The organism is Phenylobacterium zucineum HLK1, from assembly GCF_000017265.1.
In the GTDB taxonomy this organism is placed as follows: domain Bacteria; phylum Pseudomonadota; class Alphaproteobacteria; order Caulobacterales; family Caulobacteraceae; genus Phenylobacterium; species Phenylobacterium zucineum.
In genome coordinates this window covers 1,754,704-1,779,780 of record NC_011144.1, presented here as the reverse complement: position 1 = coordinate 1,779,780, position 25,077 = coordinate 1,754,704, and the positions used below count along the sequence as shown (strand labels likewise).

The following is a 25,077-nucleotide window of genomic DNA, read 5'->3' as shown; positions in this document are numbered from 1 at the left end:
GAGGAGGCTCCGGCCTCCTCCGCCTCACCGGGCGTTCAGCGGTCCTCGTAGAGGCGCCGCAGGACGGCCGGCGCGAGGCCGGGCAGGTCCTCGGAAATCAGGCCGGGCCCATGCAGCTCGGCCGCCTCGGCGTGGATCCAGGCCGCCGCGCAGGCCGCCTCGAAGCTCTCCATGCCCTGGGCCACCAGCCCGCCGATGAAGCCCGCCAGCACGTCGCCCGAACCGGCCGTGGCCAGCCAGGGCGAGCCGTTCACGTTCACCGCCGCCCGGCCGTCCGGCGCGGCGACGACCGTGTCCGCGCCTTTCAGCAGCACGACCGCCCCCGCCTTCTCGGCCGCCCGCCGGGCCGCCGAGATGCGCTCGGGCGCGCCCGACAGCAGCCCCGGGAACAGCCGCTCGAACTCGCCGGGATGCGGCGTCAGCACGTCGTCCCGGTCCAGCACCGAGAACAGCTCCTCGGGATCGTCGCGGAAGACGGTGATGGCGTCGGCGTCCAGCACCAGCGCCGCCCCCGTTCGGGCCAGGGCCAGCACGTTCAGCAGGGTGTTCTCGCTCACCCCCGCGGCCGGGCCGATCACCGCCGCGTCCACCTGCGCCGCGGCCTGCTCCAGCTCCTGGTCGGTCTCGAAGGGCCGCAGCATCACCGCCTCCAGGTGGGCGACGTTCGGGGCCAGGGCGTCGGGCGGCGAATGGACGGTGACGAGGCCGGCGCCGATCCGCAGGCCCGCGCGGGCGGCCAGGCGCGCCGCGCCGGTGCTCCACGCCTCGCCGCTCACCACGATCATCCGGCCCCGGTCGTGCTTGTGCGAGGCCGCCGTCGGCCAGGGGAAGCGGTCCAGCCACAGCTCGGGCCCGTTCTCCACCAGCCGCGAGGTCGTCCCTCCCCCGCCGGGCTCTCCCCCGCCCATCTCTCCCAGGCCGATGTCGGCCACCACCACCTCGCCGCACAGGCCCTTGCCGGGCTCCAGCACGTGGGCGGGCTTGCGGGCGTGGAAGGTGACGGTCAGGCGCGCGCAGGCCGCCGGGCCCACGGGCCGGCCGGTGTCGCCCGGCAACCCCGAGGGGATGTCCACCGCCACCACCTTCTCGGGCCGCTCGGCGAGCCGCTGGACGGCCGCCGCGGCGACCCCGTCCAGCGGGCGCGTCAGGCCCGCGCCGAACAGCGCATCGACGAACAGCGCCGGCTCCAGCGTTCCCGCCAGCGGCGCCATCGGGCCGTCCCACTGCGCGGCGGCGTCCCGGGCGTCCTCGGTGGCCGGTTCGGCGAGCGCCCTCACCTCCACCGGCCAGCCGCGGGCCTTCAGCACGCGCGCGACCACATAGCCGTCGCCGCCGTTGTTGCCGGGGCCGCACAGCACCACCGTCGGCTGCGGGCGGAAGCGGGCGCAGACGGCGTCGGCCACCGCCGTCCCCGCGCGCTCCATCAGCACGCTTCCGGGCGTGCCGGCGGCGATGGCGGCGCGGTCGGCCTCGGTGATCTCGGCGACCGTCAGGATCGGACGTGCGGGCAAACTCGGCTCCCAGGCTCCCTGCGGCCGGTCATCCCCCGCCACGCCCCCGCGTGCAAGCCCCCTGCCCCTAGAGCACGCTCGTCTGGGCCTCGGCGCCCTTGCGCACCAGGCGCAGCGCCGCGCCATCCGTCTCCAGCACGGTGATCGAGGCGTGGTCGGGGAGGAAGGCCAGCACCTGCTCCACGCCGGTCAGGCGCGAGACCGCCGCGTTGATCGCCACATAGTGCGAGAACACCGCCACGCCGCCCAGGCCCGTCAGCCGCTCGACGATCGCCTCTCGCCAGGCGCGGTAGTCCAGGTCGCCCTCGATCTCGCCCCAGGTCCCGGCGAAGGCCCGGCGCAGCCAGTCGGGCCGCTGCTCGGGCGCCAGGTCCTTCGGCGTCGGGATCTCGCCCACCACCGGGTCCACCAGCAGCTCCACGCCCAGCGCCGCCGCCGTCGGCTGGGCCGTCTCGCGGCAGCGGCGCAGGGGCGAGCTCGCCACCCGCACCGGCCGCTCGTCGCCGGGCAGGCCCAGCAGCCAGTCCCGGGCGGCCTCGGCCTGGGCCAGCCCCTGCGGGTCCAGGCCCGGGTCGTCGTCGTGGCCGCCCCAGGTGGAGGCCGGCCGGCCGTGTCGGATCAGGTAGAGGCGGGCCATGCGGCTAGTCCGGTGTGAACAGGTTGGTCTGGCCGTCCGGCGCGGGGCCCACGGTCCCGCTCCGGCCCACCTGCTCCGAGACCTCCATGGCGGCCAGCAGCTGCGGGTCCTGCGGCGTGTTAGCGGCGAAGCGGCGCCCCGCCTCGTCGCGGCCCACCACGATGGCCGTGAACGGCCCCTCCCGCCTGTGGACGACGGTGTAGGTCTCGATCGTCCCCCGCCCGCTGGGCCGCTCGACGATCTCCGGGTGCGGCAGGGCGTCGATCTCCCGCTGCAGGATCGCCGGGTCCTCGCGCTCGAACGGCGCCTCCGGCCGCTTGGTGGAATAGATGCCCGTGGACTGCTTGGTCAGGTACCAGCCGTTGCCGGTGATAAGGCCATAGGCGCCCGGCCGCTCGCGCAGCTTGCCCAGCATCGCCGCCACCGAGTGCATGACGTAGTTGTTCCCCGGCCCGCCGGCGTAGGGCAGCCCGCCGGTGACGGTCAGGCCGCGCGGGTCGTCCAGCGACAGGCCCAGCTCCTCGGCGCCGATCTCCACCGCCACCGGGAAGCAGGAATAGAGGTCGATCAGGTCGATGTCGGACAGGCCGATGCCGGCCATCTCGAACGCCTTCTGGCCCGTCCGCCGCATGGCCGGGCTCGAGTGGAAGTCCTGCCGGTCCAGGGGATGCCACAGGTCGGCCGCGTCGGCGCAGCCGTGCAGGTAGACGAAGTTGGATTCCGGCACGCCCAGCTCGCGGGCCTTGGCCTCGCTGGCGATCAGCACCGCCGCCGACTGGTCCACCTCCATGATCGCGTTCAGCAGCTTGGGGTACGGGAAGCCGATCATCCGGTTCTTCTCGGTGACCGTGACCAGCTCCTCGGCGCTGCGCTCGATCGGGAACCAGGCCTCGGGATTGCCGGCCGCCACCTTGCTGAATCCGGCGAACAGCTTGCCCATCCGCCGCTGGTGGTCGGGGATCGAGCGTCCGTCCCGCGCCCGCAGGGCGTTCTCGAACAGCGGATAGATGTTGATCGGCCGGTCGATGCCGTGCCGCGCCTCGTAGGCGGTGTTGCCCGGCCGGGGGTCGCCGATGCGCTGGGGCGGCGGCAGGTCCTCGGGCTCGTCGGCCTTCCAGTCGTCGAAGGACAGGCCCCGCGTGGCCCGCTTCATGGCCGAGCCCAGGAACTCGCAGCCCACCGCCAGCGCCAGGTCCGTCTCGCCGCGCGCGATCCGCTCGGCCAGGGTGTTGATCAGGTACTGGGGCGTGTTGCCGCCCATCTCGGAATAGACGCTCCAGCGGGGCGCCGCGCCGATCTTCCCGGCCAGGTTCGCGGGCGGGTTGTTCGAATGCGGGATCATCCCCCGCTTCGAGCCCGGGGCGTCGATGGTGAAGCCCACCACGGCCAGGGCGTCGATGGCCGAAAGGCCCGCCGCGCCGAGTCCGGCGTCGAGCGCCGCCCGTTCCGCCGCAATCTTCAGCAGCGCCGTGGGCGACGGCGACGTCGCCGGATCGCCCCTGTACGTGAATTGGCCCGCTCCGATGAGAACCGGGGTGCGATCACCCATGCTTGGCCCGCCTCCACTGCGAATTGCCCGCGATCCTGGGGCCGGAAGGCGCCCGCACAAGGCGATTTCCGGCCTGATCGTTTTTTGATCCAATGGCGCCCATTCCTTAGGCGCCTGCCTATTTTCCCAGGTAGCCGTGGCGGCAAGCAACCGATGCCGGCTTGTGGTCGGCGCGCGGCGCGTGCTCCGTCCGCGGCGACCGCGGGGCGGCGCCGCCCGCCTGACGAGCCGAGCCAATGAAAAAGATCGAAGCCATCATCAAGCCGTTCAAACTCGACGAGGTGAAGGAGGCCCTGCAGGAGCTGGGCGTCCAGGGCATGACGGTGATCGAGGCCAAGGGCTACGGCCGGCAGAAGGGGCAGACCGAACTGTACCGCGGGGCCGAGTACGTCGTGGACTTCCTGCCGAAGATCAAGATCGAGGTGGTGGTCGCCGACGACCAGCTGTCCCGAGCCCTGGAAGCGATCTCCGCCGCCGCCCGCACCGGGCGCATCGGCGACGGCAAGATCTTCGTCTCCGAGGTCCTGGACGTCATGCGGATCCGGACCGGCGAGACCGGACCCGTCGCCATCTGACCTCAACGACACCCGCCAAAAGCAACCGATCGAGACCAAGCCAAGGGGATAACAACATGGCTTCCGCCCAGGACATCCTGAACCTGATCAAGGAAAAGGACGTCAAATACGTCGACGTCCGCTTCACCGACATCCGCGGGAAGATGCAGCACGTCACCTTCGACATCGACCTCGTCGACGAGGACTTCCTCACCGACGGCACGATGTTCGACGGCTCGTCCATCGCCGGCTGGAAGGCCATCAACGAGTCCGACATGAAGCTGCGGCCGGACCTGGACTCGGCGATCATCGACCCGTTCTACCAGCAGACCACGCTCGCCCTGTTCTGCGACATCGTGAACCCCGACACCAACACGCCCTACAACCGCGATCCCCGCTCGATCGCCAAGGCGGCGCTGTCCTACGTCAAGGCCGCCGGCGTGGGCGACACCGTGTTCTTCGGTCCCGAGGCCGAATTCTTCGTCTTCGACGACGTCCAGTGGAACACCGCCGCGCACGACACGCGCTACTCCTACGACTCCACCGAGCTGCCGGTGAATTCGGGCAAGTCCTATCCCGAGGGCAACATGGGCCACCGCCCGGGCCCCAAGGGCGGGTACTTCCCCGTCAATCCGGTGGACAGCGGCCAGGACCTGCGCGGCGAGATGCTGGCGGTCATGGGCGAGCTCGGCATGAAGCCCGAGAAGCACCACCACGAGGTGGCGCCGGCCCAGCACGAGCTCGGCCTGAAGTTCGCCGAGCTCATCACCATGGCCGACCGGATGCAGCTCTATAAGTACGTGATCCACAACGTGGCCCACGCCTACGGCAAGACCGCCACCTTCATGGCCAAGCCGATGTTCGGCGACAACGGCTCGGGCATGCACGTCCACCAGTCGATCTGGAAGGACGGCAAGCCCATGTTCGCGGGCGACAAGTACGCCGGCCTGTCCGAGATGTGCCTCTGGTACATCGGCGGCATCATCAAGCACGCCAAGGCGATCAACGCCTTCTCGAACTCGACCACGAACTCGTACAAGCGCCTGGTGCCCGGCTACGAGGCGCCGGTGAAGCTGGCCTACTCGGCCCGCAACCGCTCGGCCTCGATCCGCATCCCGCACGTGGACTCGCCGAAGGCCAAGCGCATCGAGGCCCGCTTCCCGGACCCGATGGGCAACCCCTACCTCACGTTCGTGGCGCTGCTGATGGCCGGCCTCGACGGCATCGAGAACAAGATCGATCCCGGCCCGGCCATGGACAAGAACCTCTACGACCTGCCCCCGCGCGAGCAGAAGAAGGTCCCCGAGGTCTGCGGCAGCCTGCGCGAGGCCCTCGAGAACCTCGACAAGGACCGCGCCTTCCTCAAGAAGGGCGGCGTCATGGACGACGACTTCATCGACGCCTACATCGAGCTGAAGATGGAGGAGGTCATGCGCCTCCAGCTCCATCCGCACCCGGTGGAATTCGACATGTACTTCAAGTGCTAGTCGGGATTTCCTGACCGAACAGGCAAGGGCCGCGGAGCGATCCGCGGCCCTTTTCTTGTCGGCTCCGCGTCAGGCCGGCTTGCAGGCGCCGGTCGAGGCGATGTTCACCCCCGCGCGGTCGGCCTCGCAGGCGTTGCCGTAGGTCTGGCCGTCGCAGCCGCAGACCGGCATGTACTCTTTCGTGCAGATCTCCGGCTTCTTGGTGCAGACGCCCGCGGCGTCCTGCACCCCGCATTGGCCCGTCTCGGTCTTGCAGAAATCGTCGGCCGAGGCGCAGGTGATCCCGGCGATGGTCCCGCACGTCCCGCCCGTCGCCGCCCCGGCAGCGGGAGCAGCCGCGGGGGCCGCCGCTGGCGCGGCCGCGGCGGGCGCTTCCGCCGCCTGGTCCGTCTTGGCCTCGTTCTGCTGGCAGGCGGCGAGCGCAAGCGCGCCGGCCGCCATCAGGCCCAGTGCAAGTCGCTTCATCATGGAACAGCCCCTAGGATCGCGTTGAAGTTGTCCTTCTTACCGCCCACGGCGGCGCTTGGGTAGCTGCGTTCGTCGAACGCGTTATCTCCGGACGGGTTTGCGGGCCTGCGGCAAGCCGCACTACAAGGAGCGATGCGTCCAAGCTCCCTCGCCCTCGCCGCCGCGCTCCTCGCCTGCGCGGCCCTCCCCGTCGCGGCCCAGCCGTCTCCCGGTCCCCAGCCCCTGCCGATGCCGCCCGAGATCGCGGGCCCGCGGGACGCGCCCTATCCGGGCGTGCTCACCGTCGACATCGACGCCACCGACCTGGAGCGCCGCATCTTCCGCGTGCGCCAGACGATCCCGGTGACCGAGGCCGGGCCGATGACCGTCCTGTTCCCCCAGTGGGTCCCCGGCGGCCACTCTCCGCGCAATCCGATCTACAACATCGCCGGGGTCACCTTCCGCGCCGGCGGCCAGGTGCTGCCCTGGAAGCGCGATCCGGTGCAGGTGTTCGCCTTCCACGTCACGCCGCCCGCGGGCGCGACCGCGATCGAGGTCGAGTTCCAGCATGTCTCGCCCACCGCCGGCGACCAGGGCCGGGTCCTCATCACGCCCGAGATGCTGAACGCCCAGTTCGTCTCGCTCGCCATGTACCCGGCCGGCTACTACATGCGCCGCATCCCGGTGGACGCCTCGATCCGCCTGCCCGCCGGCTGGGGCTACGGCACGGCGCTGAAGGCGGCGTCCGAGCAGGACGGCCTCGTCCGCTTCGAGCGGACCGACTTCGACACCTTCGTCGACTCCCCGCTGTTCGCCGGGCGGCACTTCAAGCGCTACGACCTCGACACCAGCGGCAAGTCGCCCGTGCGCCTCAACATCGTCGCCGACCGGCCCGAGTTGCTGGCCGCCACCGACGAGCAGATCGAGAAGCACCGCGAACTGGTCCGCCAGGCCGACAAGCTGTTCGGCGCGCGCCACTTCGACCGCTACGAGTTCCTGCTGGCCCTGACCGAGCGGATGGGCGGCATCGGCCTGGAGCACCAGCGCTCCAGCGAGAACGGCACCGTCCCCGAGTACTTCACCGAGTGGGCGAAGAACGCCCCCGCCCGCAACCTCCTGCCGCACGAATACGCCCACTCGTGGGACGGCAAGTACCGCCGGCCGGCCGACCTGTGGACGCCGAACCTCAACGTCCCCATGCGCGACAGCCTGCTGTGGGTCTACGAGGGCCAGGACCAGTACTGGGGCTTCGTGCTCGGCGCCCGCTCGGGCCTGGTCACCAAGCAGCAGACGCTGGACGCCCTGGCGATGACCGCCGCCGCCTACGCCGAGGGCCGTCCCGGCCGCAAGTGGCGCTCGGTCGAGGACACCACCAACGATCCGATCATCGCCGGCCGCCGCCCGATCCCCTGGACCAGCTGGCAGCGCAGCGAGGACTACTATTCCGAGGGCCAGCTGGTCTGGCTCGAGGCCGACACCCTGATCCGCGAGAAGTCCGGCGGGAAGCGCTCGCTCGACGACTTCGCCCGCGCGTTCTTCGGCGTGAACGACGGCGAGTGGAAGCAGCCGCTCACCTACACCTTCGAGGAGGTCGTCGAGACCCTGAACAAGGTCCAGCCGCACGACTGGGCCGGCTTCCTGGACTCGCGCCTGCGGCAGGTCTCGCCCGACTATCCCCTGGGCGGCCTGGAGCGCGGCGGCTACCGGCTCGTCTACGCCGAGACGCCCACCGACTACTGGCGCGACACCGAGGCCCGCCGCAAGATGGTGGACCTCACCTATTCCGTCGGCCTGACGCTGAACCGCGAGGGCCGGATCATCGGCGTCCTGTGGGACGGCCCCGCCTTCAAGGCCGGCCTGACCGTGGGCGACCAGATCCTGGCCGTGAACGGCATCGCCTACGACGCCGAGCGCTTCAAGGAGGCCATCACCGCCGCCAAGGCCGGCGCGCCGATCGCCCTGATCGTCAGGGACGGCGACCACTTCCGCACCGTGGCGATCGACCACCGCGGCGGCCTGCGCTACCCGCGCCTGGAGCGGATCGCCGGAACCCCCGACCGCCTCTCGGCCATCTACGCGCCCCGGAAATAGGTCGCAGGGCCCCGGGACCGGCCGGCATTGATCCGCCGGTCCCGGGGGGCCATACGGGGTCGCTCCAGAATCGCCGCAAACTCGGGCCCATGTCTCCCAAGTCCACCGCCCAGGCCTCCCTGTTCGACGAAGCGCTGAATCCCGCGCCGGCCGCGCCGCTGGCCGAGAGCCACGAGCCGCGCCCCGATCCCGCCGTCGTCGGCGTGAAGACCAGCGGCTACTCGGCGGCCGACATCGAGGTCCTCGAAGGGCTGGAGCCGGTGCGCAAGCGGCCCGGCATGTACATCGGCGGCACCGACGAGCGGGCGCTGCACCACCTGTTCGCCGAAGTCCTCGACAACGCCATGGACGAGGCCGTCGCCGGCCACGCCAAGGTCATCGAGGTCAGCCTCGACGCCGACGGCGCCCTGACCGTCCGCGACGACGGCCGCGGCATCCCGGTCGATCCGCACCCCAAGCACCCAGGCAAGTCGGCCCTGGAAGTGATCATGACCGTCCTGCACTCGGGCGGGAAGTTCTCGGGCAAGGCCTACGAGACCTCGGGCGGCCTGCACGGCGTCGGCGTCTCGGTGGTCAACGCCCTGTCCGAGCGCGTCGAGGTCACCGTCTTCAAGGACGGCTTCGAGTGGCGCCAGGCCTTCACCCGCGGCAAGCCGCTGGGCGGCATCGAGAAGATCGGCCCCACCCGCAAGAAGGGCACGGCCATCAGCTTCCTGCCCGACCCGGTGATCTTCGGCGACGGCGCGGCGTTCAAGCCCGCCCGCCTCTACCGGATGGCCCGCTCCAAGGCCTACCTGTTCGGCGGGGTCGAGATCCGCTGGAAGTGCGACCCGGCCCGCATCCACGACCAGACCCCGGCCGAGGCGGTGTTCCGCTTCCCCAACGGCCTGGCCGACTTCCTGGCCGAGCGGATCAAGGGCCTGGAGACCGTCACCCCCGAGCCCTTCACCGGCCGCTACGAGCGTCCAGGCGAGGCCGGCAAGGTCGAGTGGGCCATCGCCTGGACCCCCGCCGGCTTCGGCGAGGCCGACAGCTTCATGCAGTCCTACTGCAACACCGTGCCGACCCCCGAGGGCGGCACGCACGAGTCCGGCCTGCGCGCGGCGCTGACCAAGGGCCTGAAGCAGTACGCCGAGCTGGTCGGCGAGAAGCGCGGCGGCCTGATCACCGCCGACGACGTGGTCGCCCAGGCCGGCGCCCTCGTCAGCGTCTTCATCCGCGACCCCGAGTTCCAGGGCCAGACCAAGGAGAAGCTCTCCTCCACCGAGGCCCAGCGCCTGGTCGAGAAGGCCCTGGCCGACCCGTTCGACCACTGGCTGACCGCCCAGCCCAAGGCCGCGGGCGCCCTCCTGCAGTTCGTGGTCGAGCGCGCCGAGGAGCGCCTGAAGCGCCGCCGCGACAAGGAGGTCGCCCGCGCCTCGGCCACCCGCAAGCTGCGCCTGCCGGGCAAGCTCGCCGACTGCGCCGGCAACGCCATCGACGGCGCCGAGCTGTTCCTGGTCGAGGGCGATTCCGCCGGCGGCTCGGCCAAGCAGGCCCGCGACCGCAAGAACCAGGCGATCCTGCCCCTGCGCGGCAAGATCCTGAACGTCGCCTCGGCCTCCACCGACAAGTTCGGCGGCAACAAGGAGCTGTCCGACCTGCTGCTGGCCCTCGGCGTCCAGCCCGGTTCGAAGTTCAAGGAAGACGACCTGCGCTACGAGCGCATCATCATCATGACGGACGCCGACGTCGACGGCGCCCACATCGCCAGCCTGCTGATCACCTTCTTCTTCCGCACCATGCCCGACATGATCCGCGCCGGGCGCCTGTACCTGGCCCTGCCGCCGCTCTACCGGATCAGCCACGGCGGCAAGGCGGTCTACGCCCGCGACGACGCGCACCGCGACGAGCTGCTGGCCACCGAGTTCAAGGGCAAGAAGCCCGAGATCAGCCGCTTCAAGGGCCTCGGCGAGATGATGCCGAACCAGCTCAAGGAAACCACCATGGACCCGAAGACGCGGACCCTGGCCCGCGTCACCCTGCCCCGGGCCGAGGAGACGGTGGAGGACCTGGTCGAGGCGCTGATGGGCCGCAAGCCCGAGCTGCGCTTCCGCTTCATCCAGGAAAACGCTGAGTTCGCCGCCGCCGACCTCGACATCTAGGGCGGCGCCGAACGAACACGGCTCCGCCCGCGTTCCCGTGGGGTTCAGGCTCCGACGGAGGAACGGCGATGGAAGACCACGGCCGGATGGGGAAGATGGGCTGGGGACGGTTCGCGGCGATGATCGCCGTCTCCGCCGCCCTGATGTTCGTCCTGATGTACCAGCTCGTCTACAGCCCCGAGCACGCGCTGTTCAGCCTCAACCGGCTTATCGCCTCGCTGGTCATGGCCTGCGTGATGACCGTGGTGATGCTGGGCTTCATGTGGTCGATGTACGAGGGCCGGGTCCTGAAGATCGCCCTGGTCGCCGGCGCGGTCGTCCTCGGCGGGCTCCTGCTCTACGTCAACCGCAGCCAGGCCCTCGTGCAGGACACGACCTTCATGCGGGCGATGATCCCGCACCACTCCATCGCCGTGAACAACGCCCGCAAGGCCGACCTCAGCGACCCGCGGGTGCGCGCCCTCGCCGACCGGATCATCGAGAGCCAGATGGTCGAGATCGCCGAGATGAAGCTGCTGATCGCCGACATCGAGCGCAACGGCGCCCGCGGCGAGCGCCCGCTCCCGGCGGTCCCCGCCGCCATCCCCCCGGGCCGCCAGGCCGAGATCCGCGAGGCCGTGCGCTGAGGCGGCGCCCTCAGGGCGCGGCGCGGCCCTGCCAGTCGTTCCCGCCCTCCCAGTCGGCCCGGAAGGCCCCGGGGATCCCGTGCGAGGGGTCGCGCGGCGGCTCGGGCCCGTCGCCGTCGGGATAGATCAGCAGCAGCGGCTCGCCCGGCTCGCGCCGCGGCCGCGCCCGGAACATGTAGGCCACCCGCACCTGCCCGTCCGACCCCCGCTCGAAGCGCTTGATCCACAGCTCGCGGGCGTCCTCCGCCTCGGCCTCGGCCTCGGCTTCCGCCTGCGCCGCCGCGGCCGCCTCGGCCCGCTCGATCATCCGCATCAGATAGGCGGGCCCGTAGCGCTTGGGCGACAGCCGCCCGATCCGCCACTTGATCACGTCCACCTTCAGCCGCGCCGTGCGCACCTCGTCCTCGTCGGCCTCCCGGGCGATCCGCCAGGCCAGGTCGAACAGCCCGTCGGCCTGCGCCAGCCGCGCGTCGAGGTAGCGGTCGCGGAAGCCCGGCTTCTCGTCCAGCCAGCGGGTCACGCTGGTGTGGTGCGGCATCTCGGGCGCCTCGCACACCTCCACCAGGCTGCGGCCGGCCGCGATCCGCCTCAGGATCTCGTCTTCCAGCACGCGCGACCACGGATGGTTGGCGCGCCGCCGCCAGGTCCCGGCGTCCTGCGCGCGCCGCCGCGCCTCGCGCACCATCTCATCGAACAGCGGCTCGGCCGCCCGCCACCGGTCCAGCTGGTAGCGCTGCGGCAGCAGCGGGTCGCGGCAGACGCCGCACAGGCTCTCGCCCGCCTCGAGCCGCTCGCACACCTGCTGCACCGCCGCAAGCCGGCGCGCGAACTGCCGCCCGCGCGCATCCTTCGACGCCGCCGTCCGCCTGCGTCCGCCCATGGAACGCCCCCGATTTTCGATTGTCCGGAAATGCGAAGGGCCAGAAACGCTGACGGGGGGCGTCCGCCCAGACGCACCACCTGACCCTGCCGAAATCCTAGCGAAAACGCGCGGACCCGTCAAGAACAAACCACGAACACTCTCCCCTCGTCATCGCCCGGCGCGTCCGGGCGACCCAGCCCGAAGCCTCTCCGCCTCAACGGCGAACCGACCTCAGGACGCCCCCCGACACCCCTGGCCGTGACGGGCTTGAGGCTTCAGGCCTCCGGCGCATCGGCGCCGTTTCCCCGCCGCGCCCCCGCCGGGGCCGTCTCCGCCCGCGCCGCCTCTTCGACGGCCTCGTGCCAGTGGACCGCCTTCGCCAGCAGCTTGGCGCGCCGGGCGTCGTCGCGCTCGCTCAGCGCCGCGCGCAGGAAGTCGTCGACCTGCGCGCGCAGGAGTTCGGCATGGGATTTGGACACGGGAAGCGCTCCGGCGGAAAACAGGCGGGAGCGCTGAATTGTTCGCTGTCTCTCAGCCGCCGGCGCCCAGGACCTTCAACCGGCGATGCCCGGCATCCTACACGCCCGCGGCGCCGTTGGCCAATCTGAGCCGCGTCTAGTCGTCGTTCGCAGGGGGCGGAGGGGGCCCGAGGACCATCGAGCGCCAGTCCGCCGCCATCTTCAGCCACTGGTCGCGCTGGCGCGGATCGGGCGTCTCGCGGGCCCGCGCCTCGCATTCCTCGGCCTTGGCCCGATAGAAGTCGTCCCGCTCGCCCATGCGCCTCACAACTAGCGGCCGCGGGTCCCGTTGCAAACAGCGCGATCGAGCCGCCCTGGCCATCGCCCTCAGGCTTCAGGCATCATCCGCCCATGACCAAGTATCTGATCTCCTTCCCCAGCAAGGCCATGGCGGTGAGCGCCGACGAGCTCCCGGCCGTCGCCGACGCGGCCCACGCGGTGATCGAAGAGGCCAAGGCCGCCGGCGTCTACGTCTTCGGCGGCGGGATCCACGAGGGGGTCGCGCCCGTGCTGGTCTCGGCCGACGGATCGGTCTCGGCGCAGATCTACCCGGATAGCCGGCTCGACGGCGGGTTCACCGTCCTGGAGCTGCCCACCCGCGAGACCGCCGTCGACTGGGCGCGCAGGATCGCCCTCGCCTGCCGCTGCCCCCAGGAACTGCGCGAATTCATGTACGACCCCGCCAGCTAGCCCCCGCCGGGCGCCGGCGCCGCTTCGTGCTGCCTCCCCCCCTCGTCATCGCCCGCTTCATGCGGGCGACCCAGCCCAACGCCTCTCCACCGCAACTGCGGAACGACATCAGGATGGGTGGCCCGCACAAGGCGGGCCATGACGAACAGGGGTTACCGGTTCAGCAGGTTGTACAGATCCACCCAGTGCGGATTGCGCGCCTCGATCAGGTTGATCTTCCACTGGCGCGGATACTTCTTGATCCGCTTCTCCCGCCGGATCGCCAGGCCGATGTCCTCGAACGGCTCGTACCAGACCAGCGTCTTCACCCCGTAGCGGCTGGTGAAGCCGGGGGTCAGCGCCTCCCGGTGCTCATAGGCCCGCCGCGCCAGATCGCTCGTCACCCCGGTGTAGAGCGTTCCGTTCCGCCGGCTCGCCATGATGTAGACGGCGACGATCCCCACGCGCCCTCTCCCCCTCGCCCTCGCTCGGCCGGCGAACCCTACGCCCCCCTTCCCCCCTCGTCATCGCCCGGCTCGTCCGGGCGACCCAGCCCAACGCCTCTACGCATCAACGGCGGAACGACACCAGGCTGGGTGGCCCGAACAAGTCGGGCCATGACGAACTTGGAAATCCACGCGCCCCGCTCCCCCTCTCCCCCAGTCGTCATCGCCCGCTTCATGCGGGCGACCCAGCCCAACGCCTCTCCACCGCAACTGCGGAACGACATCAGGATGGGTGGCCCGCACAAGGCGGGCCATGACGAACTTGGACTCCGGCCTTCAAAGCGACGCAGCGTATGCGTTCGCCCATTGCCTCGGGATCGCGTCCCACTCAGCGCGGCGGGATGCGCGAACAATGGGTGAGGGATGGCTCGACCGGAACACCTGCAGACCCGCACCCCGCAAGAGTGGCTCGGCCCGCTGAGCCTTGCGCCCGACCAGTACAATCACGCCGACCTTCGGGAGGAGGGTGAGGAGGCTGTTGATCGCGCGGATTCCGCATCCCAGTTCCTCAGCCGTTACGCGCCGCGTCCCGTTCCATCCGGGAATGACGTTCCATAGGACGGTCTCTTGGCGGGGAATTGCCGCCTCCACCATGAACTTGAAGGTGCTTTCGGCGGTCGGATCGTCGTTGTCACGGCTGATGAAACCCGAACCTGCTCGACCTCGGCCCCCTGCGGACGTCATCGGCCCCGGCTTCTCCATCAGGAACAGGAGGCGGGCGTTGACGCCGCCGTCCGAGGGATCGAACATCGGAACCTCAGCGCCGGACGATGTCCGCAGCTGGGCCACATAGTCGACCAAAGGCCTGATGTGCGGCTCGCCCAGCCGCGCGAACCGCTCCTCTCGGATAGCGGCCGAACGCATTGTTCGAGGGGCGCCGATGAACTCCATCGCGGCATCGGCCGCCTTCGCGGCGCGGGGCGCATTAACATCCGAGAGCGCCTGGGGGCACAGCCCTTGTTTGTCGCGATGTGAGCTGTCGAAGCCCCCCCTACCCCGCCGCGTCCTCCAGCAGCCCGTCGACGAACTCGGGCAGCCACGGGTTGCGGCCGGGCTTCATCCGTTCGGCGCGGTAGATGTGGCCGAGGTCGGCGTAGGCGCGGTCGAAGTTCTTGTTGACGATGACGTAGTCGTACTCGGTCCAGTGGGCGATCTCCTCGCGCCCCAGCCGCAGCCGGGCGTCGATGATCTCCTCGCTGTCCTGGGCCCGGGCCCGCAGGCGCCGCTCCAGGTCGCTCCACACCGGCGGCAGGATGAACACCCGCACGCTGTCGTCGGGCTGCTTCTCGGCGATCTGCCGCGCGCCCTGCCAGTCGATGTCGAACAGCACGTCGTGGCCGCCTTCCAGCGCCTCGATCACGGGCGTTTTCGGGGTGCCGTAGTAGTTGCCGTTGACGGTCGCCCACTCCAGGAACTCGCCCGCCTCGATCATCGCCTCGAACTCGGCGCGGGTCTTGAAGAAGTACTCCCGCCCTTCCTCCTCGCCCGGCCGCGGATCGCGGGTGGTCGCCGAGATCGACAGCGTCAGGTCCGAGTGGTCCGCCACGAGCCGGCGCGACAGCGAGGTCTTGCCCGCCCCCGCGGGGCTCGAGATCAGCAGCAGCAGGCCGCGGCGGACGGTCTCCCAGGGCCGGGCGTGTTCGTCATGCGGGCTCACCAGTGGTCCATCCTCCAATCGCACGCGCGGCGCGGACGTCGTCCACGCACCACACGAACCACACGAACGCGCGCCTCTCTGGCACACCCCGCGCCCCGATGGAAAGACGCCCCCCCGCTCGTCATCCCGGTTTCGCTGTCAGGCGAAGACCGGGACCCATCGTCGCCGCGCCGGCGGTCAGCCCGACCGCCCCCCGCCTCCCCCCGGCCTCCCCCCGGCCTTCCCCCGACCTCGCTACGTCCGGCATGGGTCCCGGACAGGCGCTCCGCGCCTTCCGGGATGACAATCGGGAGGAAGGGCCGAGCCTGGCCGTTCGTGTGGTTCGTGTGGTTCGTGGACCTCTCTCGAAGCGGCAGGGCGCCCGCCCCCTACTCCACGTTCTGCACCTGCTCGCGGAACTGCTCGATGGTCGCCTTCAGCTCCAGGCCCACCGCGGTCAGGGCCGAGAGCGCCGACTTCGAGCACAGGGTGTTGGCCTCGCGCATGAACTCCTGGGTCAGGAAGTCCAGCCGCCGGCCCACGCCGCCGTCGGCGGCCAGCAGCGCGCGGGCGGCGTCGACGTGGCCGGACAGCCGGTCCAGCTCCTCGCGCACGTCGGCCTTCACCGCCATGGCGGCGGCCTCCTGGACGATCCGCTCCTCGGTGGCCGCCGCGCCCGCCAGCTCCTTCAGCCGCGCCTCGAACCGCTCCTTGATGGCGGCCGGCTGGCCGGCGGCGGTCTCCCGCGCCTGGGCGGTCAGCGCCGCGATGCGCTCGAGGAAGCCGGTCAGCAGGCCCAGCAGGGCCCCGCCCTCCTCGCGCCGCGCCGCCAGCAGGCCGTCGAGGGCGGCGGCGATCGAGGCGGCCATGGCGGCCTCCAGCTCGGCCAGCGCCTCGGGGTCCAGCGCCGCGTCCTCGGCCTCCACCACCCCGCGCAGGGCGAGCAGGCCGTCGATCCGCGGCTTCTTCGCGCGGCCGTCCTCCACATAGGGCTCCACGGCCGCCAGGTAGCGCTCGAGCTGCTCCAGGTTGATGCGGGCCGAGCCGGCGCCCTCGGCGCGCCTCGCCTGCAGCCCCACCGTCACCTGGCCGCGCTGGAAGCGGCCCTGCGCGCCCTCGCGGGCGGCCCGCTCCAGGCCCTCGAACCCCGGCGGCCCGCGGAACCGCACCTCCAGGTTCCGGCCGTTCACGCTGCGCGCCTCGGCCGCCCAGGACCACGCCCCCAGCGCCCCCTCGGCCCGCCCGAACCCCGTCATCCCGCTGATGGCCATAAGAACTCCTCAGATCGTCATCCCGGTTTCGCCGCAGGCGAAGACCCGGACCCATCATCGCCGCGCCCGGCCCTACAAGCTCGGCCTTCGACCGTCACCCCCGGGCTCGTCCCCCACGGCGAAGCCGTCTTCCAGCACAATGAGCACGAAGACCACGAAGATCACAAAGCGAGGCTCGGCCCCTTCGTGACCTTCGTGTCCTTGGTGGTCTTCGTGTCAAAGGGCTGATCCGCCGCTCCCGCGGCGTCTCCCATCGGCCCCGTTCATTGCCTTCAGCGCTCTCTCTACGGCGCCGCCGCGGCCGCCGCGCGCTCGCGCTCCACCTGGCGCCAGCGGGCGACGTTGCGCTGGTGGTCGGCGTAGGTCGTCGCGAACACGTGGCCGCCCGTCCCGTCGGCGACGAAGAACAGCTCGTCGGTCCTGGGCGGGTTCAGCACCGCCTCCAGCGAGGCCCGGCCCGGGTTGGCGATCGGCGTCGGCGGCAGGCCGTCGATCCGGTAGGTGTTCCAGGGCGTCTGGGCCGCCAGTTCCGAGGCGCGGATCCCCCGCCCCAGGGCCCGGCCCTTGCTGACGCCGTAGATGATGGTGGGGTCGCTCTCCAGCCGCATCCCCTGGCGCAGGCGGTTGACGAACACCGCCGCCACCCGCGGCCGCTCGGACGCGATCCCGGTCTCCTTCTCGACGATGGAGGCCAGGACGACCGCCTCCTCGGGCGTGTCGAACGGCAGGCCCGGCTGGCGCTTGGGCCACAGCTCGGCCATCAGGTCGTCGTGCGCCTTGCGCATGCGGGCGATCACCTCGGCCCGGTCGTCGCCCCGCTGCACCTGATAGGTGTCGGGCAGCAGCGCGCCCTCGGGGGCCACGGGCGCGGTCCCGGTCAGCACCGGCTGGCGGTTCACCGCCTCGGCGGCCATCTCGCTGGTCCAGCCCTCGGGGATGGTGATGAAGTGGCGCACCACCTTGCCGGCGCGGATGTCGGCCAGCACCCGGGCCATCGGCGCGCGGGAGGGGAACTCGTACTCGCCGGCCTTCAGCTCGCCCGCCGCGCCGGTCAGGCGGGCGGCCAGGACGAACAGGCCCGCCGAGCCGATGGCGCCCGCGTCCTCCAGGGCGCCCGCGATGCGGGTCAGGCCCGAGCCGCGCTCCAGGACGACGACCGTCGTCTCGCCCGACTTCGCCGCCGGGCCGGGGCCGGCGTAGCTCCAGACGGCCGCGACGGCGATCAGGGCCGCGAGCGCGCCCAGGGCCAGGAGGACGAGGCCTCCCTTGCGCGCGCTGCGGGGGCGGGCCTTGCGGCTCACGCGGGCTTCTTGAAGATCACGCAGGCGTTCGTGCCGCCGAAGCCGAAGCTGTTCGACATGGCCACGTCGATCTTCATCGGCTTGGCCTTGTGCGGCACGAGGTCCAGCTTGGTCTCGACGTCGGGGTTGTCGAGGTTGATGGTCGGCGGGGCGATCTGGTCGCGGATGGCCAGGATCGAGAACGCGGCCTCCAGGGCGCCGGCGGCGCCCAGCAGGTGGCCGGTCATCGACTTGGTCGAGCTCATCGCCTTGCCCGGGGCCGAATTGCCCAGCAGGCGCTCGACGGCGCCCAGCTCGATGCCGTCGGCCATGGTCGAGGTGCCGTGGGCGTTGACGTAGTCCACGTCGGCCGGCTGCATCCCTGCGTCCTTCAGGGCCGCCTTCATGGCCCGGAAGCCGCCGTCGCCGTCCTCGACCGGGGCGGTGATGTGGTAGGCGTCGCCCGAGAGGCCGTAGCCGGCGACCTCGGCGTAGATCTTGGCCCCGCGCGCCTTGGCGTGCTCCAGCTCCTCCAGCACCAGGACGGCCGCGCCCTCGCCCATGACGAAGCCGTCGCGGTCCTTGTCGTAGGGACGGCTGGCCTTCTCGGGCGTGTCGTTGAACGCCGTCGCCATGGCGCGGCAGGCGATGAAGCCGGCGATGCCCACCGGCACCACGCTGGCCTCGGCCCCGCCGCAGACCATCACGTCGGCGTCACCGTACTTGATCAGCCGGGCCGCGTCGCCGATCGCGTGGGCGCCGGTGGCGCAGGCGGTGACGACGGCGTGGTTCGGGCCCTTGAAGCCGTACTTGATCGAGACCTGGCCGCTGGCCAGGTTGATCAGGGCCGAGGGGATGAAGAAGGGGCTGACCCGGCGCGGGCCCTTCTCGTGCAGCTCGATGGCGGTCTCGGCGATGGTGCCAAGGCCCCCGATGCCCGAGCCGATCATCACCCCGGTGCGCTCGCGGCTCTCCTCGTCCTCGGGCGTCCAGCCGGCGTCCTTCACCGCCTCGTCGGCGGCGGCGACGGCGTAGAGGATGAAGTCGTCCACCCGCCGCCGGTCCTTGGCCGACATGGTGGCGTCGGGGTCGAAGCTGCCGGGCACGTCGGGCCCGCCGCCGCCCCGTCCGTCGACCCTCGGCACCTCGCAGGCGACCTGGCAGGCGTAGTCGGCGGGGTCGAAGGCCGTGATCCGGGCCGCGCCGGATTCGCCGGCCAGGATGCGCTTCCAGGTGTGCTCGGTGCCCTGGCCCAGGGGGGTCAGGAGGCCGATGCCGGTGACGACGACTCGACGCATGGGCGATCCTCAAACGAAAACCGCCGCGGTCTCCGGTCTAAGGGAAGCCGCGGCGGTCGAATTCTCTAGCGATTCGAACGCCTTAGGCGCCGAGCCGCTCCTGGATGAACTTGACGGCGTCGCCGACGGTCTGGATGTGCTCCGCCGCGTCGTCCGGGATTTCGATGTCGAACTCTTCTTCGAAGGCCATCACCAGCTCGACGTTGTCGAGGCTGTCGGCGCCCAGGTCGTCGATGAAGCTGGCCTTCTCGGTGACCTTCTCGGGATCGGCGTCGAGGTGTTCGATGACGATCTTACGGACGCGTTCAAGGACGTCGGACATTAGGTAGGTCCCTCAGGGCTTAGTCAGGTGCTTGCATCGGCGACGGCGAACGGGAAGTCAACCGCCGCTTTGGTGATGTGGTTCGGGCCGGCCCGTAGCATGTTCCTCCGGACCTTGGCGAGCCTCAGATCATCGCCATCCCGCCGTTCACGTGCAGGGTCTGGCCGGTGACGTATCCGGCCTCGTCGCTGGCGAGATAGACGCAGGCGGCGCCGATGTCGCCGCCGCCGCCCAGCCGGCCGGCGGGGATGGTCGACAGGATCTGCGCCTTCTGCGCCTCGGTCAGGGCGTCGGTCATGGGACTCTCGATGAAGCCCGGCGCAACGCAGTTCACGGTGATTCCCCGGGTGGCCACTTCCTGCGCCAGCGCCTTGGAGAAGCCGATCATGCCGGCCTTCGAGGCCGCATAGTTCGCCTGGCCGGGATTGCCGGTCACGCCCACGACCGAGGTGATGCCGATGATGCGGCCCGAGCGGCGGCGCATCATGCCCTTCACCGCGGCGCGGCTGAGCCGGAAGTAGCTATCGAGGTTGACCTTCAGGACCGCCTCCCAGTCCTCGTCCTTCATCCGCAGGAGCAGGCCGTCGCGGGTGATCCCCGCGTTGGCCACCAGGATGTCGATCGGCGCGCCCGCGGCGGCCTCGGCGGCCTCGATCAGGCCGTCCACGGCGGCTGCGTCGGAGAGGTTGGCGGCGACGGCGCTGGTCCGCTCGCCGAGCTGGGAGGCAAGGTCCTGCAGGACGGACTCGCGGGTGCCGGAGAGCACGACATGCGCGCCCTGGGCGTGGAAGGCCCTGGCGATCTCTGCGCCGATGCCGCCCGTGGCGCCGGTGACGAGGGCGGTCTTGCCGGTGAGGTCGAACATCTGGTGGCTTCCTAGAAGGTTTTGGCGAAGGCTTCGAGGTCGGCGGGGGCGTTCAGGGGAACGGCCTCGGCGTCGGGCGCGATCCGCTTGACCATGCCGGAGAGCACCTTCCCCGCCCCGGCCTCGGCGAAGCGGGTCACGCCGCCCTCGCCAGCCATCCACTGGACGCTCTCGCGCCAGCGCACGCGACCGGTCACCTGTTCCACGAGCAGGCGGCGGATGGCCTCGGGGTCGTTGGTGGGCCGCGCGGTGACGTTGGCCACGACGGGCGCCTTGGGCGTGACGATCGTCGCGGCGGTGAGCGCCTGCGCCATCTCGTCGGCGGCCGGCTGCATCAGGGGGCAATGGAAGGGCGCCGAGACGTTCAGCGGGATCGCCCGCGCGCCCAGTTCCTTGGCCTTCTCGATCGCCCGGTCGACCGCGGCCTTGGCGCCGGAGATCACGACATTGCCCTGGTTGTTGTCGTTGGCGACCACGCAAACGCCGGCTTCGGAACCGGCCTTGGCGGCTTCCTCGGCGAGCGCCAGATCCGTCTTGGGCCCGATGAGGGAGGCCATGGCGCCCTGTCCCACGGGGACCGCGCGCTGCATCGCCTGGCCGCGCAGCTTCAGCAGCCGGGCGGTGTCGGACAGGCTGATCGCGCCCGCGGCGGCCAGGGCGGAGTATTCGCCCAGGCTGTGGCCGGCGACGAAGGCGGCCCTCTCGACGCCGACGCCGAACTCCCGCTCCAGCACCCGCATCACCGCCACGCTGACGGCCATCAGCGCCGGCTGGGCGTTCTCGGTCAGGGTGAGCTGGTCCTCGGGGCCCTCTCGCATCAAGGCGAAGAGCTTCTGGCCCAGGGCCTCGTCCACCTCCTGGAAGACCTCGCGGGCGGCGCCGAAGGCGTCGGCGAGGTCGGCGCCCATGCCGACGGCCTGGCTGCCCTGGCCGGGGAAGATGAAGGCGAGGCTCATGCGGGGGCTCCGCTGATTGCTTGATTCCGAGGCGCGAGGGTTAGGGGATTAGGCTAGGCTGGACAAGCAGAGGACGTCGCGGCCGCCAAGAGCCGCCTTTGGAGGGGAACGCATGAGGGCCGTCATCCGGCGCAACAGGCAACTCGTCTGCGACGAGATCGAGGACCTGACGCCCGCAGAGGGGCAGGTGCTCGTGAGGACGCTCGCCTGCGGGATCTGCGGCTCGGACCTGCACGCCCTGCACCACATGGAGCACATGATCGACCTGTCGCGGCGGGCAGGTTCGCCGGACAACGGCTTCGATCCGCGCGCGGACACCGTCTTCGGCCACGAGTTCTGCGCCGAGATCCTCGATCACGGGCCGGGGGCGGCGAAGACCCTCAAGGCCGGCGCTCGGGTCGTCAGCATGCCGGCCGTCATGACGCCCAGCGGCGTCGAGCTGCTGGGCTTCTCCAACCGCCTGCCCGGCGGCTTCGCCGAGCGCATGGTGCTCACCGAGGCGATGCTGCTGGAAGTGCCCAACGGCCTGCCCACCGACCAGGCCGCGATGACCGAGCCGTTCGCCGTCGGAGCCCACGCCGTGGCCAAGGCGCGCCTGGAGCCCGGCTCGGCCTCGCTGGTCGTAGGCTGCGGCCCGGTGGGACTGGCGGTCATCGGCGCGCTGAAGGCCGCCGGCCACGGCCCGGTGATCGCCGCCGACTACTCGCCCCGGCGCCGCGCCGCCGCCGAGCGGCTGGGCGCGGACATCGTGGTCGATCCGGCCGTGGAATCTCCGCACGCCCGCTGGGAGGCCCTGGGCGTTCCCACGTCGCGGGCGGCGCAGAGCATGGTCCAGATGATGGGCGGCAGCTTCGCCCGGCCGGTGGTCTTCGAGTGCGTCGGCGCGCCCGGCGTCCTGCAGGCGCTCATCGAGGCCGCACCGGCCGGCGCGCAGATCGTCGTCGCCGGCGTCTGCATGGAGACCGACCGCATCGAGCCCTCGATCGCGGTCACCAAGGAGATCGAGCTGACGTTCGTGCTGGGCTACACGCCGCAGGAGTTCGCCGACACCCTGCGGAACCTTGCCGAGGGGGTCATCGACGTCTCGCACCTGGTCACCGGCAAGGTGGGGCTGGACGGCGTCGCCGGCGCGTTCGAGGCGCTCGGCGATCCCGAGGCCCACGTGAAGATTCTGGTCGAGCCCTAGGGACCCGCAACCGAAACCCTGGCGATCTCCGGGGCCTGGCTGCGCCGGTAGGCCTCCACGGCCTCGCGATAGGACTCGGTCTCCCGACCATCCGTCGGGCCGATATAGAATCCCAGGCGCGCGAGCTTCTGCTGGGACTCGGCCACGGTCGCCGCGCCCGGAACCAGAACGGTCTCCCGCGGCGGCTCCCCACCGGCGGCGAAGCGGCCCACCACCCGGTCGGCCGCGGCGAGTTCGCGCCGGGAGAGCCGCTCCTCCAGGGCGACGGCGCGGGCTCGGGCTCTAAGGTCGCCGTTCTGGGCGGCGATCTGAAACCACTTATAGGCCTCGACGAGGTTCCGATCGACGCCGGCTCCGGTCTCGTAGAGCAGGCCGAGGTTGACTTGGGAATCCCCCACGCCGGCCACCGCCGCGCGACGGAACAGTCTGGCGGCCATGGCCTCGTCCCGGGGACCGCCGCGCCCCTCGAGGAGATAGAGCGCCAAGTTGTGCTGGGCGATCGGGTCGCCCCGCTCGGCCGCTCGCGCGGTCCAGCGGCGGGCCTCGGCCGAGTTGGCCTCCAGGCCCCCGCGCCCTGTCTCGTACAGCTTGGCCAAGTACATCTGGGCGCGAGGCTGGCCCGCCTCGGCCAGGCGGCGAACCTGCTCAAGCCCGCCGCGGCGCCCCGCCTCTACGTCGGCGATCGCGCCCGCCAGACCCGCCGGCGCCTCGGCCGACGGCTCCGCCGAGCGGGGCGGAGCCGGGAGAGCGGCCTCTGCAACTTCGATGGGCGGGGCGATCAGGATCGGTCCTCGCAGCACCAGATCGCCCAGTACATCGGCGCCGCGCAGCGCCTCCACAGGGAGGGACATCGGGGGTTCCAGGACGATCGCGAGCGTGGAGAGGCCGACACACGCCACTCCGGCCGACAGCAGCAGCGCCGCCGACCGGGAGCGCCGCCGCGGGCCGCGGGCCGCCTCGCCCTCCGGAACGCTGCGCGGGCGTTCTCCAAGGTCCACGACGGGGGTCTGGTCCACGGCCCGGACGAACTCTGCGAATTGCCGCGCCCGCCGCCCTTCCGCGCGTTCCAGGTCCCGAGCCGCCGTCTCCGCGAACCGGCGCTCCCCGTCGGCGGACGCAGCCTCCCAGCGCCCGACACGCCCCTGGAACCCGGCGAGCACAGCGTCGAGTTGGGCCTCGGACTGCGCGATCTCGCTTTCCAGCCGCCGCACTCCGGCCGCGACATCCCGCTGGAGGGACGCCAGCGCCAGGGACCAGCCATCGTCGGCGCGATCGAGCCGAGTCTCCAGCGCCCGCTCCCACCCTTTCAGCTCCGCCGAGAGCGATCGCAGATCGCGGGCGGCCCGCCGCCGCTCTTCAGGACCTTGCGGGATGGCGTCGGCCCCGGTCCGGCGGACATGCGCGCGCAGCCGATCGAACAGGTCGTGCAACGCCTGTCGGCCGTCTTCCGCCGGTTCGATGGCGGCCTCATCTGCGGGGCTCACGTTTCCGCGGGTCAAGGCGGGCTCCAGATGCTTCCCTTATCCTTTCGCGCCCCCTGTGGGCGCTACATTTTTCCCATTGCGTCTTATCATTTACTAACTCGGATCCGGCCGCGCGACGGCTCTGGCGCTGCGCTACACTTACTGCGCCTCAGTCGTGCGGCGCCGCCCAACGGCGCTGAACTCGGAAAACGCGGTTCTCGCCCCGGTGAGAAGAAAGAAGCCCCGCTCATCCCTCGGCTGATACGGCTCTCGCATGACGTGTATCAGCCTCGAAGACCTGAGTGCTCTCGAATCCACCACACCCGAAACGGTAGCCACGCTCAACTTCAAAGCGACTTATACCTGCACTTCCTTAGAACCGAGAGCTTCCGTTACTCAAAATGGGCGAATATCAGCTGATCCTCGATATGACGCGTCCAGAATTCGGGGGCCGCAGCTTGACAGTGCCGGAACACGGTTCTAGAGCGCCGCCTTGCCTAATCGCCTGTTAAACATGACCTCCACAACCGCGCGTTTACTTAAGAATAGCGCCTCCCGCCAAGCTGGCAGGCGCGCGGATTGCTAGTCGTCGACGAGACGAGTGCAAGCGTACCGTTTCGAAACAAACCCTCCGTTCCTCCCAGGGGCTGACAGAATGCAGATTCGTAACCTCATCGTCGCTGCGGCGGCGTTCTCCGCTCTCGCCGGCGCCGCTCAGGCGCAATCCTCCACCAGCGCCAACGTGCCCGCGAAGATCACCTTCGTGGCGCCCGTCGCCGTGACCCAGGGCGAGGAGATGCGCTTCGGCAGCTTCACGATCCCGACCACCGCCGGCGGCTCGATCGTCCTCGGCACCGACGGCGCGGTCACCGCCTCGGGCGGCGGCGTGTTCGAAGTGAGCACCAGCGCTCCCCAGGCGGCCACCTTCGACCTCGGCGCCGCCATCGGCACCGACGTGACCCTCACCGTCGCGGCCACGAGCGTCGCCTCCGGCTACACCCTGGGCTCCTTCCAGGTGGCCGGCGACACCGGCTGCTCGTCGGTGACGACCTCGGGCAGCTTCCAGTTCACGGGCGCCAGCTGCACGATCGCCGTGGGCGGCACCCTCGGGCTGCCTGCCACCGCCACGGCCGGCGAAGTGACCGTGGGCACGGTCGTCGCCACCCTCGCCTACCAGTAAAACGCGTCTTGCGGAGCCG

General features: G+C 71.0%; 25 protein-coding genes. 8 read left to right on the top strand and 17 right to left on the bottom strand.

All coding sequences use genetic code 11. The features are described from left to right. Positions 1-35 precede the first annotated feature (35 nt). The 3 genes from PHZ_RS08680 to PHZ_RS08670 all read right to left on the bottom strand — a co-directional run bounded on the left by PHZ_RS08680 (position 36) and on the right by PHZ_RS08670 (position 3,697). Complete coding sequence (locus tag PHZ_RS08680) at positions 36-1,511, bottom strand: bifunctional ADP-dependent NAD(P)H-hydrate dehydratase/NAD(P)H-hydrate epimerase (protein WP_012522130.1); 1,476 nt, start codon at positions 1,509-1,511, stop codon at positions 36-38. Between the two features lie 67 nt (positions 1,512-1,578). Then, on the bottom strand, positions 1,579-2,148 hold the full coding sequence (locus tag PHZ_RS08675; protein WP_012522129.1) for a histidine phosphatase family protein: 570 nt from the start codon (positions 2,146-2,148) through the stop codon (positions 1,579-1,581). A gap of 4 nt (positions 2,149-2,152) precedes the next feature. After that, positions 2,153-3,697, bottom strand: a complete 1,545-nt coding sequence (locus tag PHZ_RS08670; protein WP_012522128.1) for an acetyl-CoA acetyltransferase — start codon at positions 3,695-3,697, stop codon at positions 2,153-2,155. A 236-nt stretch (positions 3,698-3,933) separates the two neighbouring features. Between PHZ_RS08670 and PHZ_RS08665 the strand changes: the two genes are divergently transcribed. Further along, positions 3,934-4,272, top strand: a complete 339-nt coding sequence (locus PHZ_RS08665) for a P-II family nitrogen regulator (RefSeq protein WP_012522127.1) — start codon at positions 3,934-3,936, stop codon at positions 4,270-4,272. A gap of 56 nt (positions 4,273-4,328) precedes the next feature. Next, the gene (gene glnA / locus PHZ_RS08660; RefSeq protein WP_012522126.1) at positions 4,329-5,738 is read left to right on the top strand and encodes a type I glutamate--ammonia ligase; all 1,410 of its coding nucleotides are present in this window, start codon (positions 4,329-4,331) and stop codon (positions 5,736-5,738) included. Between the two features lie 69 nt (positions 5,739-5,807). On the opposite strand, the gene PHZ_RS23065 is transcribed toward glnA, so the two are convergent. Continuing rightward, complete coding sequence (locus PHZ_RS23065) at positions 5,808-6,206, bottom strand: Kazal-type serine protease inhibitor family protein (RefSeq protein ID WP_012522125.1); 399 nt, start codon at positions 6,204-6,206, stop codon at positions 5,808-5,810. A 132-nt stretch (positions 6,207-6,338) separates the two neighbouring features. Between PHZ_RS23065 and PHZ_RS08650 the strand changes: the two genes are divergently transcribed. From PHZ_RS08650 to PHZ_RS08640, 3 genes are all read left to right on the top strand, one after another. After that, a complete protein-coding gene (locus tag PHZ_RS08650) occupies positions 6,339-8,276 on the top strand; it encodes a M61 family metallopeptidase (protein ID WP_012522124.1) in 1,938 nt (645 codons plus the stop codon). 89 nt (positions 8,277-8,365) lie between these two features. Then, positions 8,366-10,420, top strand: a complete 2,055-nt coding sequence (parE, locus tag PHZ_RS08645; RefSeq protein ID WP_012522123.1) for a DNA topoisomerase IV subunit B — start codon at positions 8,366-8,368, stop codon at positions 10,418-10,420. A 68-nt stretch (positions 10,421-10,488) separates the two neighbouring features. Continuing rightward, positions 10,489-11,046: a DUF305 domain-containing protein gene (locus PHZ_RS08640; RefSeq protein ID WP_012522122.1), complete on the top strand. Its 558-nt coding sequence runs from the start codon at positions 10,489-10,491 to the stop codon at positions 11,044-11,046. A gap of 10 nt (positions 11,047-11,056) precedes the next feature. Here the strand turns inward: PHZ_RS08640 and PHZ_RS21640 are convergent, their stop codons facing one another. The 3 genes from PHZ_RS21640 to PHZ_RS23060 all read right to left on the bottom strand — a co-directional run bounded on the left by PHZ_RS21640 (position 11,057) and on the right by PHZ_RS23060 (position 12,685). Continuing rightward, positions 11,057-11,926, bottom strand: coding sequence for a terminase small subunit-like protein (locus PHZ_RS21640; RefSeq protein WP_012522121.1), 870 nt, complete (start codon positions 11,924-11,926; stop codon positions 11,057-11,059). A gap of 257 nt (positions 11,927-12,183) precedes the next feature. Further along, positions 12,184-12,387 carry a hypothetical protein gene (locus tag PHZ_RS08630; RefSeq protein ID WP_041373367.1) on the bottom strand — a complete coding sequence of 68 codons (204 nt, stop codon included), beginning with the start codon at positions 12,385-12,387 and terminating at the stop codon, positions 12,184-12,186. A gap of 136 nt (positions 12,388-12,523) precedes the next feature. Beyond that, a complete protein-coding gene (locus PHZ_RS23060; protein WP_183282068.1) occupies positions 12,524-12,685 on the bottom strand; it encodes a hypothetical protein in 162 nt (53 codons plus the stop codon). A 92-nt stretch (positions 12,686-12,777) separates the two neighbouring features. Here PHZ_RS23060 and PHZ_RS08625 point away from each other — a divergent pair, with 92 nt between their 5' ends. Further along, the gene (locus PHZ_RS08625) at positions 12,778-13,116 is read left to right on the top strand and encodes a YciI family protein (protein WP_012522120.1); all 339 of its coding nucleotides are present in this window, start codon (positions 12,778-12,780) and stop codon (positions 13,114-13,116) included. 152 nt (positions 13,117-13,268) lie between these two features. Here PHZ_RS08625 and PHZ_RS08620 read toward each other — a convergent pair whose 3' ends face one another. The 9 genes from PHZ_RS08620 to fabD all read right to left on the bottom strand — a co-directional run bounded on the left by PHZ_RS08620 (position 13,269) and on the right by fabD (position 21,229). Next, a complete protein-coding gene (locus PHZ_RS08620) occupies positions 13,269-13,559 on the bottom strand; it encodes a GIY-YIG nuclease family protein (protein WP_012522119.1) in 291 nt (96 codons plus the stop codon). A gap of 318 nt (positions 13,560-13,877) precedes the next feature. Continuing rightward, positions 13,878-14,492, bottom strand: a complete 615-nt coding sequence (locus PHZ_RS08615) for a uracil-DNA glycosylase (RefSeq protein WP_083770863.1) — start codon at positions 14,490-14,492, stop codon at positions 13,878-13,880. Positions 14,493-14,592: 100 nt separating this feature from the next. After that, on the bottom strand, positions 14,593-15,258 hold the full coding sequence (gene gmk, locus PHZ_RS08610; RefSeq protein ID WP_012522117.1) for a guanylate kinase: 666 nt from the start codon (positions 15,256-15,258) through the stop codon (positions 14,593-14,595). Between the two features lie 368 nt (positions 15,259-15,626). After that, complete coding sequence (locus PHZ_RS08605; protein ID WP_012522116.1) at positions 15,627-16,508, bottom strand: YicC/YloC family endoribonuclease; 882 nt, start codon at positions 16,506-16,508, stop codon at positions 15,627-15,629. Between the two features lie 284 nt (positions 16,509-16,792). Beyond that, positions 16,793-17,809: an endolytic transglycosylase MltG gene (mltG, locus tag PHZ_RS08600; RefSeq protein ID WP_012522115.1), complete on the bottom strand. Its 1,017-nt coding sequence runs from the start codon at positions 17,807-17,809 to the stop codon at positions 16,793-16,795. After that, the gene (gene fabF, locus PHZ_RS08595) at positions 17,806-19,086 is read right to left on the bottom strand and encodes a beta-ketoacyl-ACP synthase II (RefSeq protein WP_012522114.1); all 1,281 of its coding nucleotides are present in this window, start codon (positions 19,084-19,086) and stop codon (positions 17,806-17,808) included. Before fabF ends, mltG begins: the two co-directional genes overlap by 4 nt. Positions 19,087-19,168: 82 nt before the next feature. After that, positions 19,169-19,408: an acyl carrier protein gene (locus PHZ_RS08590; RefSeq protein WP_012522113.1), complete on the bottom strand. Its 240-nt coding sequence runs from the start codon at positions 19,406-19,408 to the stop codon at positions 19,169-19,171. Between the two features lie 124 nt (positions 19,409-19,532). After that, the gene (fabG, locus tag PHZ_RS08585; protein WP_012522112.1) at positions 19,533-20,273 is read right to left on the bottom strand and encodes a 3-oxoacyl-[acyl-carrier-protein] reductase; all 741 of its coding nucleotides are present in this window, start codon (positions 20,271-20,273) and stop codon (positions 19,533-19,535) included. A gap of 11 nt (positions 20,274-20,284) precedes the next feature. Beyond that, positions 20,285-21,229 carry an ACP S-malonyltransferase gene (gene fabD, locus PHZ_RS08580; protein ID WP_012522111.1) on the bottom strand — a complete coding sequence of 315 codons (945 nt, stop codon included), beginning with the start codon at positions 21,227-21,229 and terminating at the stop codon, positions 20,285-20,287. 112 nt (positions 21,230-21,341) lie between these two features. Between fabD and PHZ_RS08575 the strand changes: the two genes are divergently transcribed. Further along, positions 21,342-22,415, top strand: coding sequence for a zinc-binding dehydrogenase (locus PHZ_RS08575; protein ID WP_012522110.1), 1,074 nt, complete (start codon positions 21,342-21,344; stop codon positions 22,413-22,415). On the opposite strand, the gene PHZ_RS08570 is transcribed toward PHZ_RS08575, so the two are convergent. After that, a complete protein-coding gene (locus PHZ_RS08570; RefSeq protein ID WP_012522109.1) occupies positions 22,412-23,914 on the bottom strand; it encodes a tetratricopeptide repeat protein in 1,503 nt (500 codons plus the stop codon). The genes PHZ_RS08575 and PHZ_RS08570 overlap by 4 nt on opposite strands. A gap of 619 nt (positions 23,915-24,533) precedes the next feature. Between PHZ_RS08570 and PHZ_RS08565 the strand changes: the two genes are divergently transcribed. Then, positions 24,534-25,058: a DUF4402 domain-containing protein gene (locus tag PHZ_RS08565; protein WP_012522108.1), complete on the top strand. Its 525-nt coding sequence runs from the start codon at positions 24,534-24,536 to the stop codon at positions 25,056-25,058. Positions 25,059-25,077: the final 19 nt, after the last annotated feature.

Excerpts from the sequence above, each read along its gene's own strand:
- parE (WP_012522123.1), top strand. The coding sequence starts at position 8,366 with ATGTCTCCCAAGTCCACCGCCCAGGCCTCCCTGTTCGACGAAGCGCTG.
- PHZ_RS23060 (WP_183282068.1), bottom strand. The coding sequence starts at position 12,685 with ATGGGCGAGCGGGACGACTTCTATCGGGCCAAGGCCGAGGAATGCGAG.
- PHZ_RS08675 (WP_012522129.1), bottom strand. The coding sequence starts at position 2,148 with ATGGCCCGCCTCTACCTGATCCGACACGGCCGGCCGGCCTCCACCTGG.
- fabD (WP_012522111.1), bottom strand. The coding sequence starts at position 21,229 with ATGAGCCTCGCCTTCATCTTCCCCGGCCAGGGCAGCCAGGCCGTCGGC.
- PHZ_RS08565 (WP_012522108.1), top strand. The coding sequence starts at position 24,534 with ATGCAGATTCGTAACCTCATCGTCGCTGCGGCGGCGTTCTCCGCTCTC.
- PHZ_RS08575 (WP_012522110.1), top strand. The coding sequence starts at position 21,342 with ATGAGGGCCGTCATCCGGCGCAACAGGCAACTCGTCTGCGACGAGATC.
- PHZ_RS08590 (WP_012522113.1), bottom strand. The coding sequence starts at position 19,408 with ATGTCCGACGTCCTTGAACGCGTCCGTAAGATCGTCATCGAACACCTC.
- fabF (WP_012522114.1), bottom strand. The coding sequence starts at position 19,086 with ATGCGTCGAGTCGTCGTCACCGGCATCGGCCTCCTGACCCCCCTGGGC.
- PHZ_RS08625 (WP_012522120.1), top strand. The coding sequence starts at position 12,778 with ATGACCAAGTATCTGATCTCCTTCCCCAGCAAGGCCATGGCGGTGAGC.
- PHZ_RS08665 (WP_012522127.1), top strand. The coding sequence starts at position 3,934 with ATGAAAAAGATCGAAGCCATCATCAAGCCGTTCAAACTCGACGAGGTG.
- PHZ_RS08670 (WP_012522128.1), bottom strand. The coding sequence starts at position 3,697 with ATGGGTGATCGCACCCCGGTTCTCATCGGAGCGGGCCAATTCACGTAC.
- PHZ_RS08605 (WP_012522116.1), bottom strand. The coding sequence starts at position 16,508 with ATGGCCATCAGCGGGATGACGGGGTTCGGGCGGGCCGAGGGGGCGCTG.
- PHZ_RS08615 (WP_083770863.1), bottom strand. The coding sequence starts at position 14,492 with ATGGAGTTCATCGGCGCCCCTCGAACAATGCGTTCGGCCGCTATCCGA.
- glnA (WP_012522126.1), top strand. The coding sequence starts at position 4,329 with ATGGCTTCCGCCCAGGACATCCTGAACCTGATCAAGGAAAAGGACGTC.
- PHZ_RS21640 (WP_012522121.1), bottom strand. The coding sequence starts at position 11,926 with ATGGGCGGACGCAGGCGGACGGCGGCGTCGAAGGATGCGCGCGGGCGG.
- PHZ_RS08650 (WP_012522124.1), top strand. The coding sequence starts at position 6,339 with ATGCGTCCAAGCTCCCTCGCCCTCGCCGCCGCGCTCCTCGCCTGCGCG.
- fabG (WP_012522112.1), bottom strand. The coding sequence starts at position 20,273 with ATGTTCGACCTCACCGGCAAGACCGCCCTCGTCACCGGCGCCACGGGC.
- PHZ_RS08640 (WP_012522122.1), top strand. The coding sequence starts at position 10,489 with ATGGAAGACCACGGCCGGATGGGGAAGATGGGCTGGGGACGGTTCGCG.
- PHZ_RS23065 (WP_012522125.1), bottom strand. The coding sequence starts at position 6,206 with ATGATGAAGCGACTTGCACTGGGCCTGATGGCGGCCGGCGCGCTTGCG.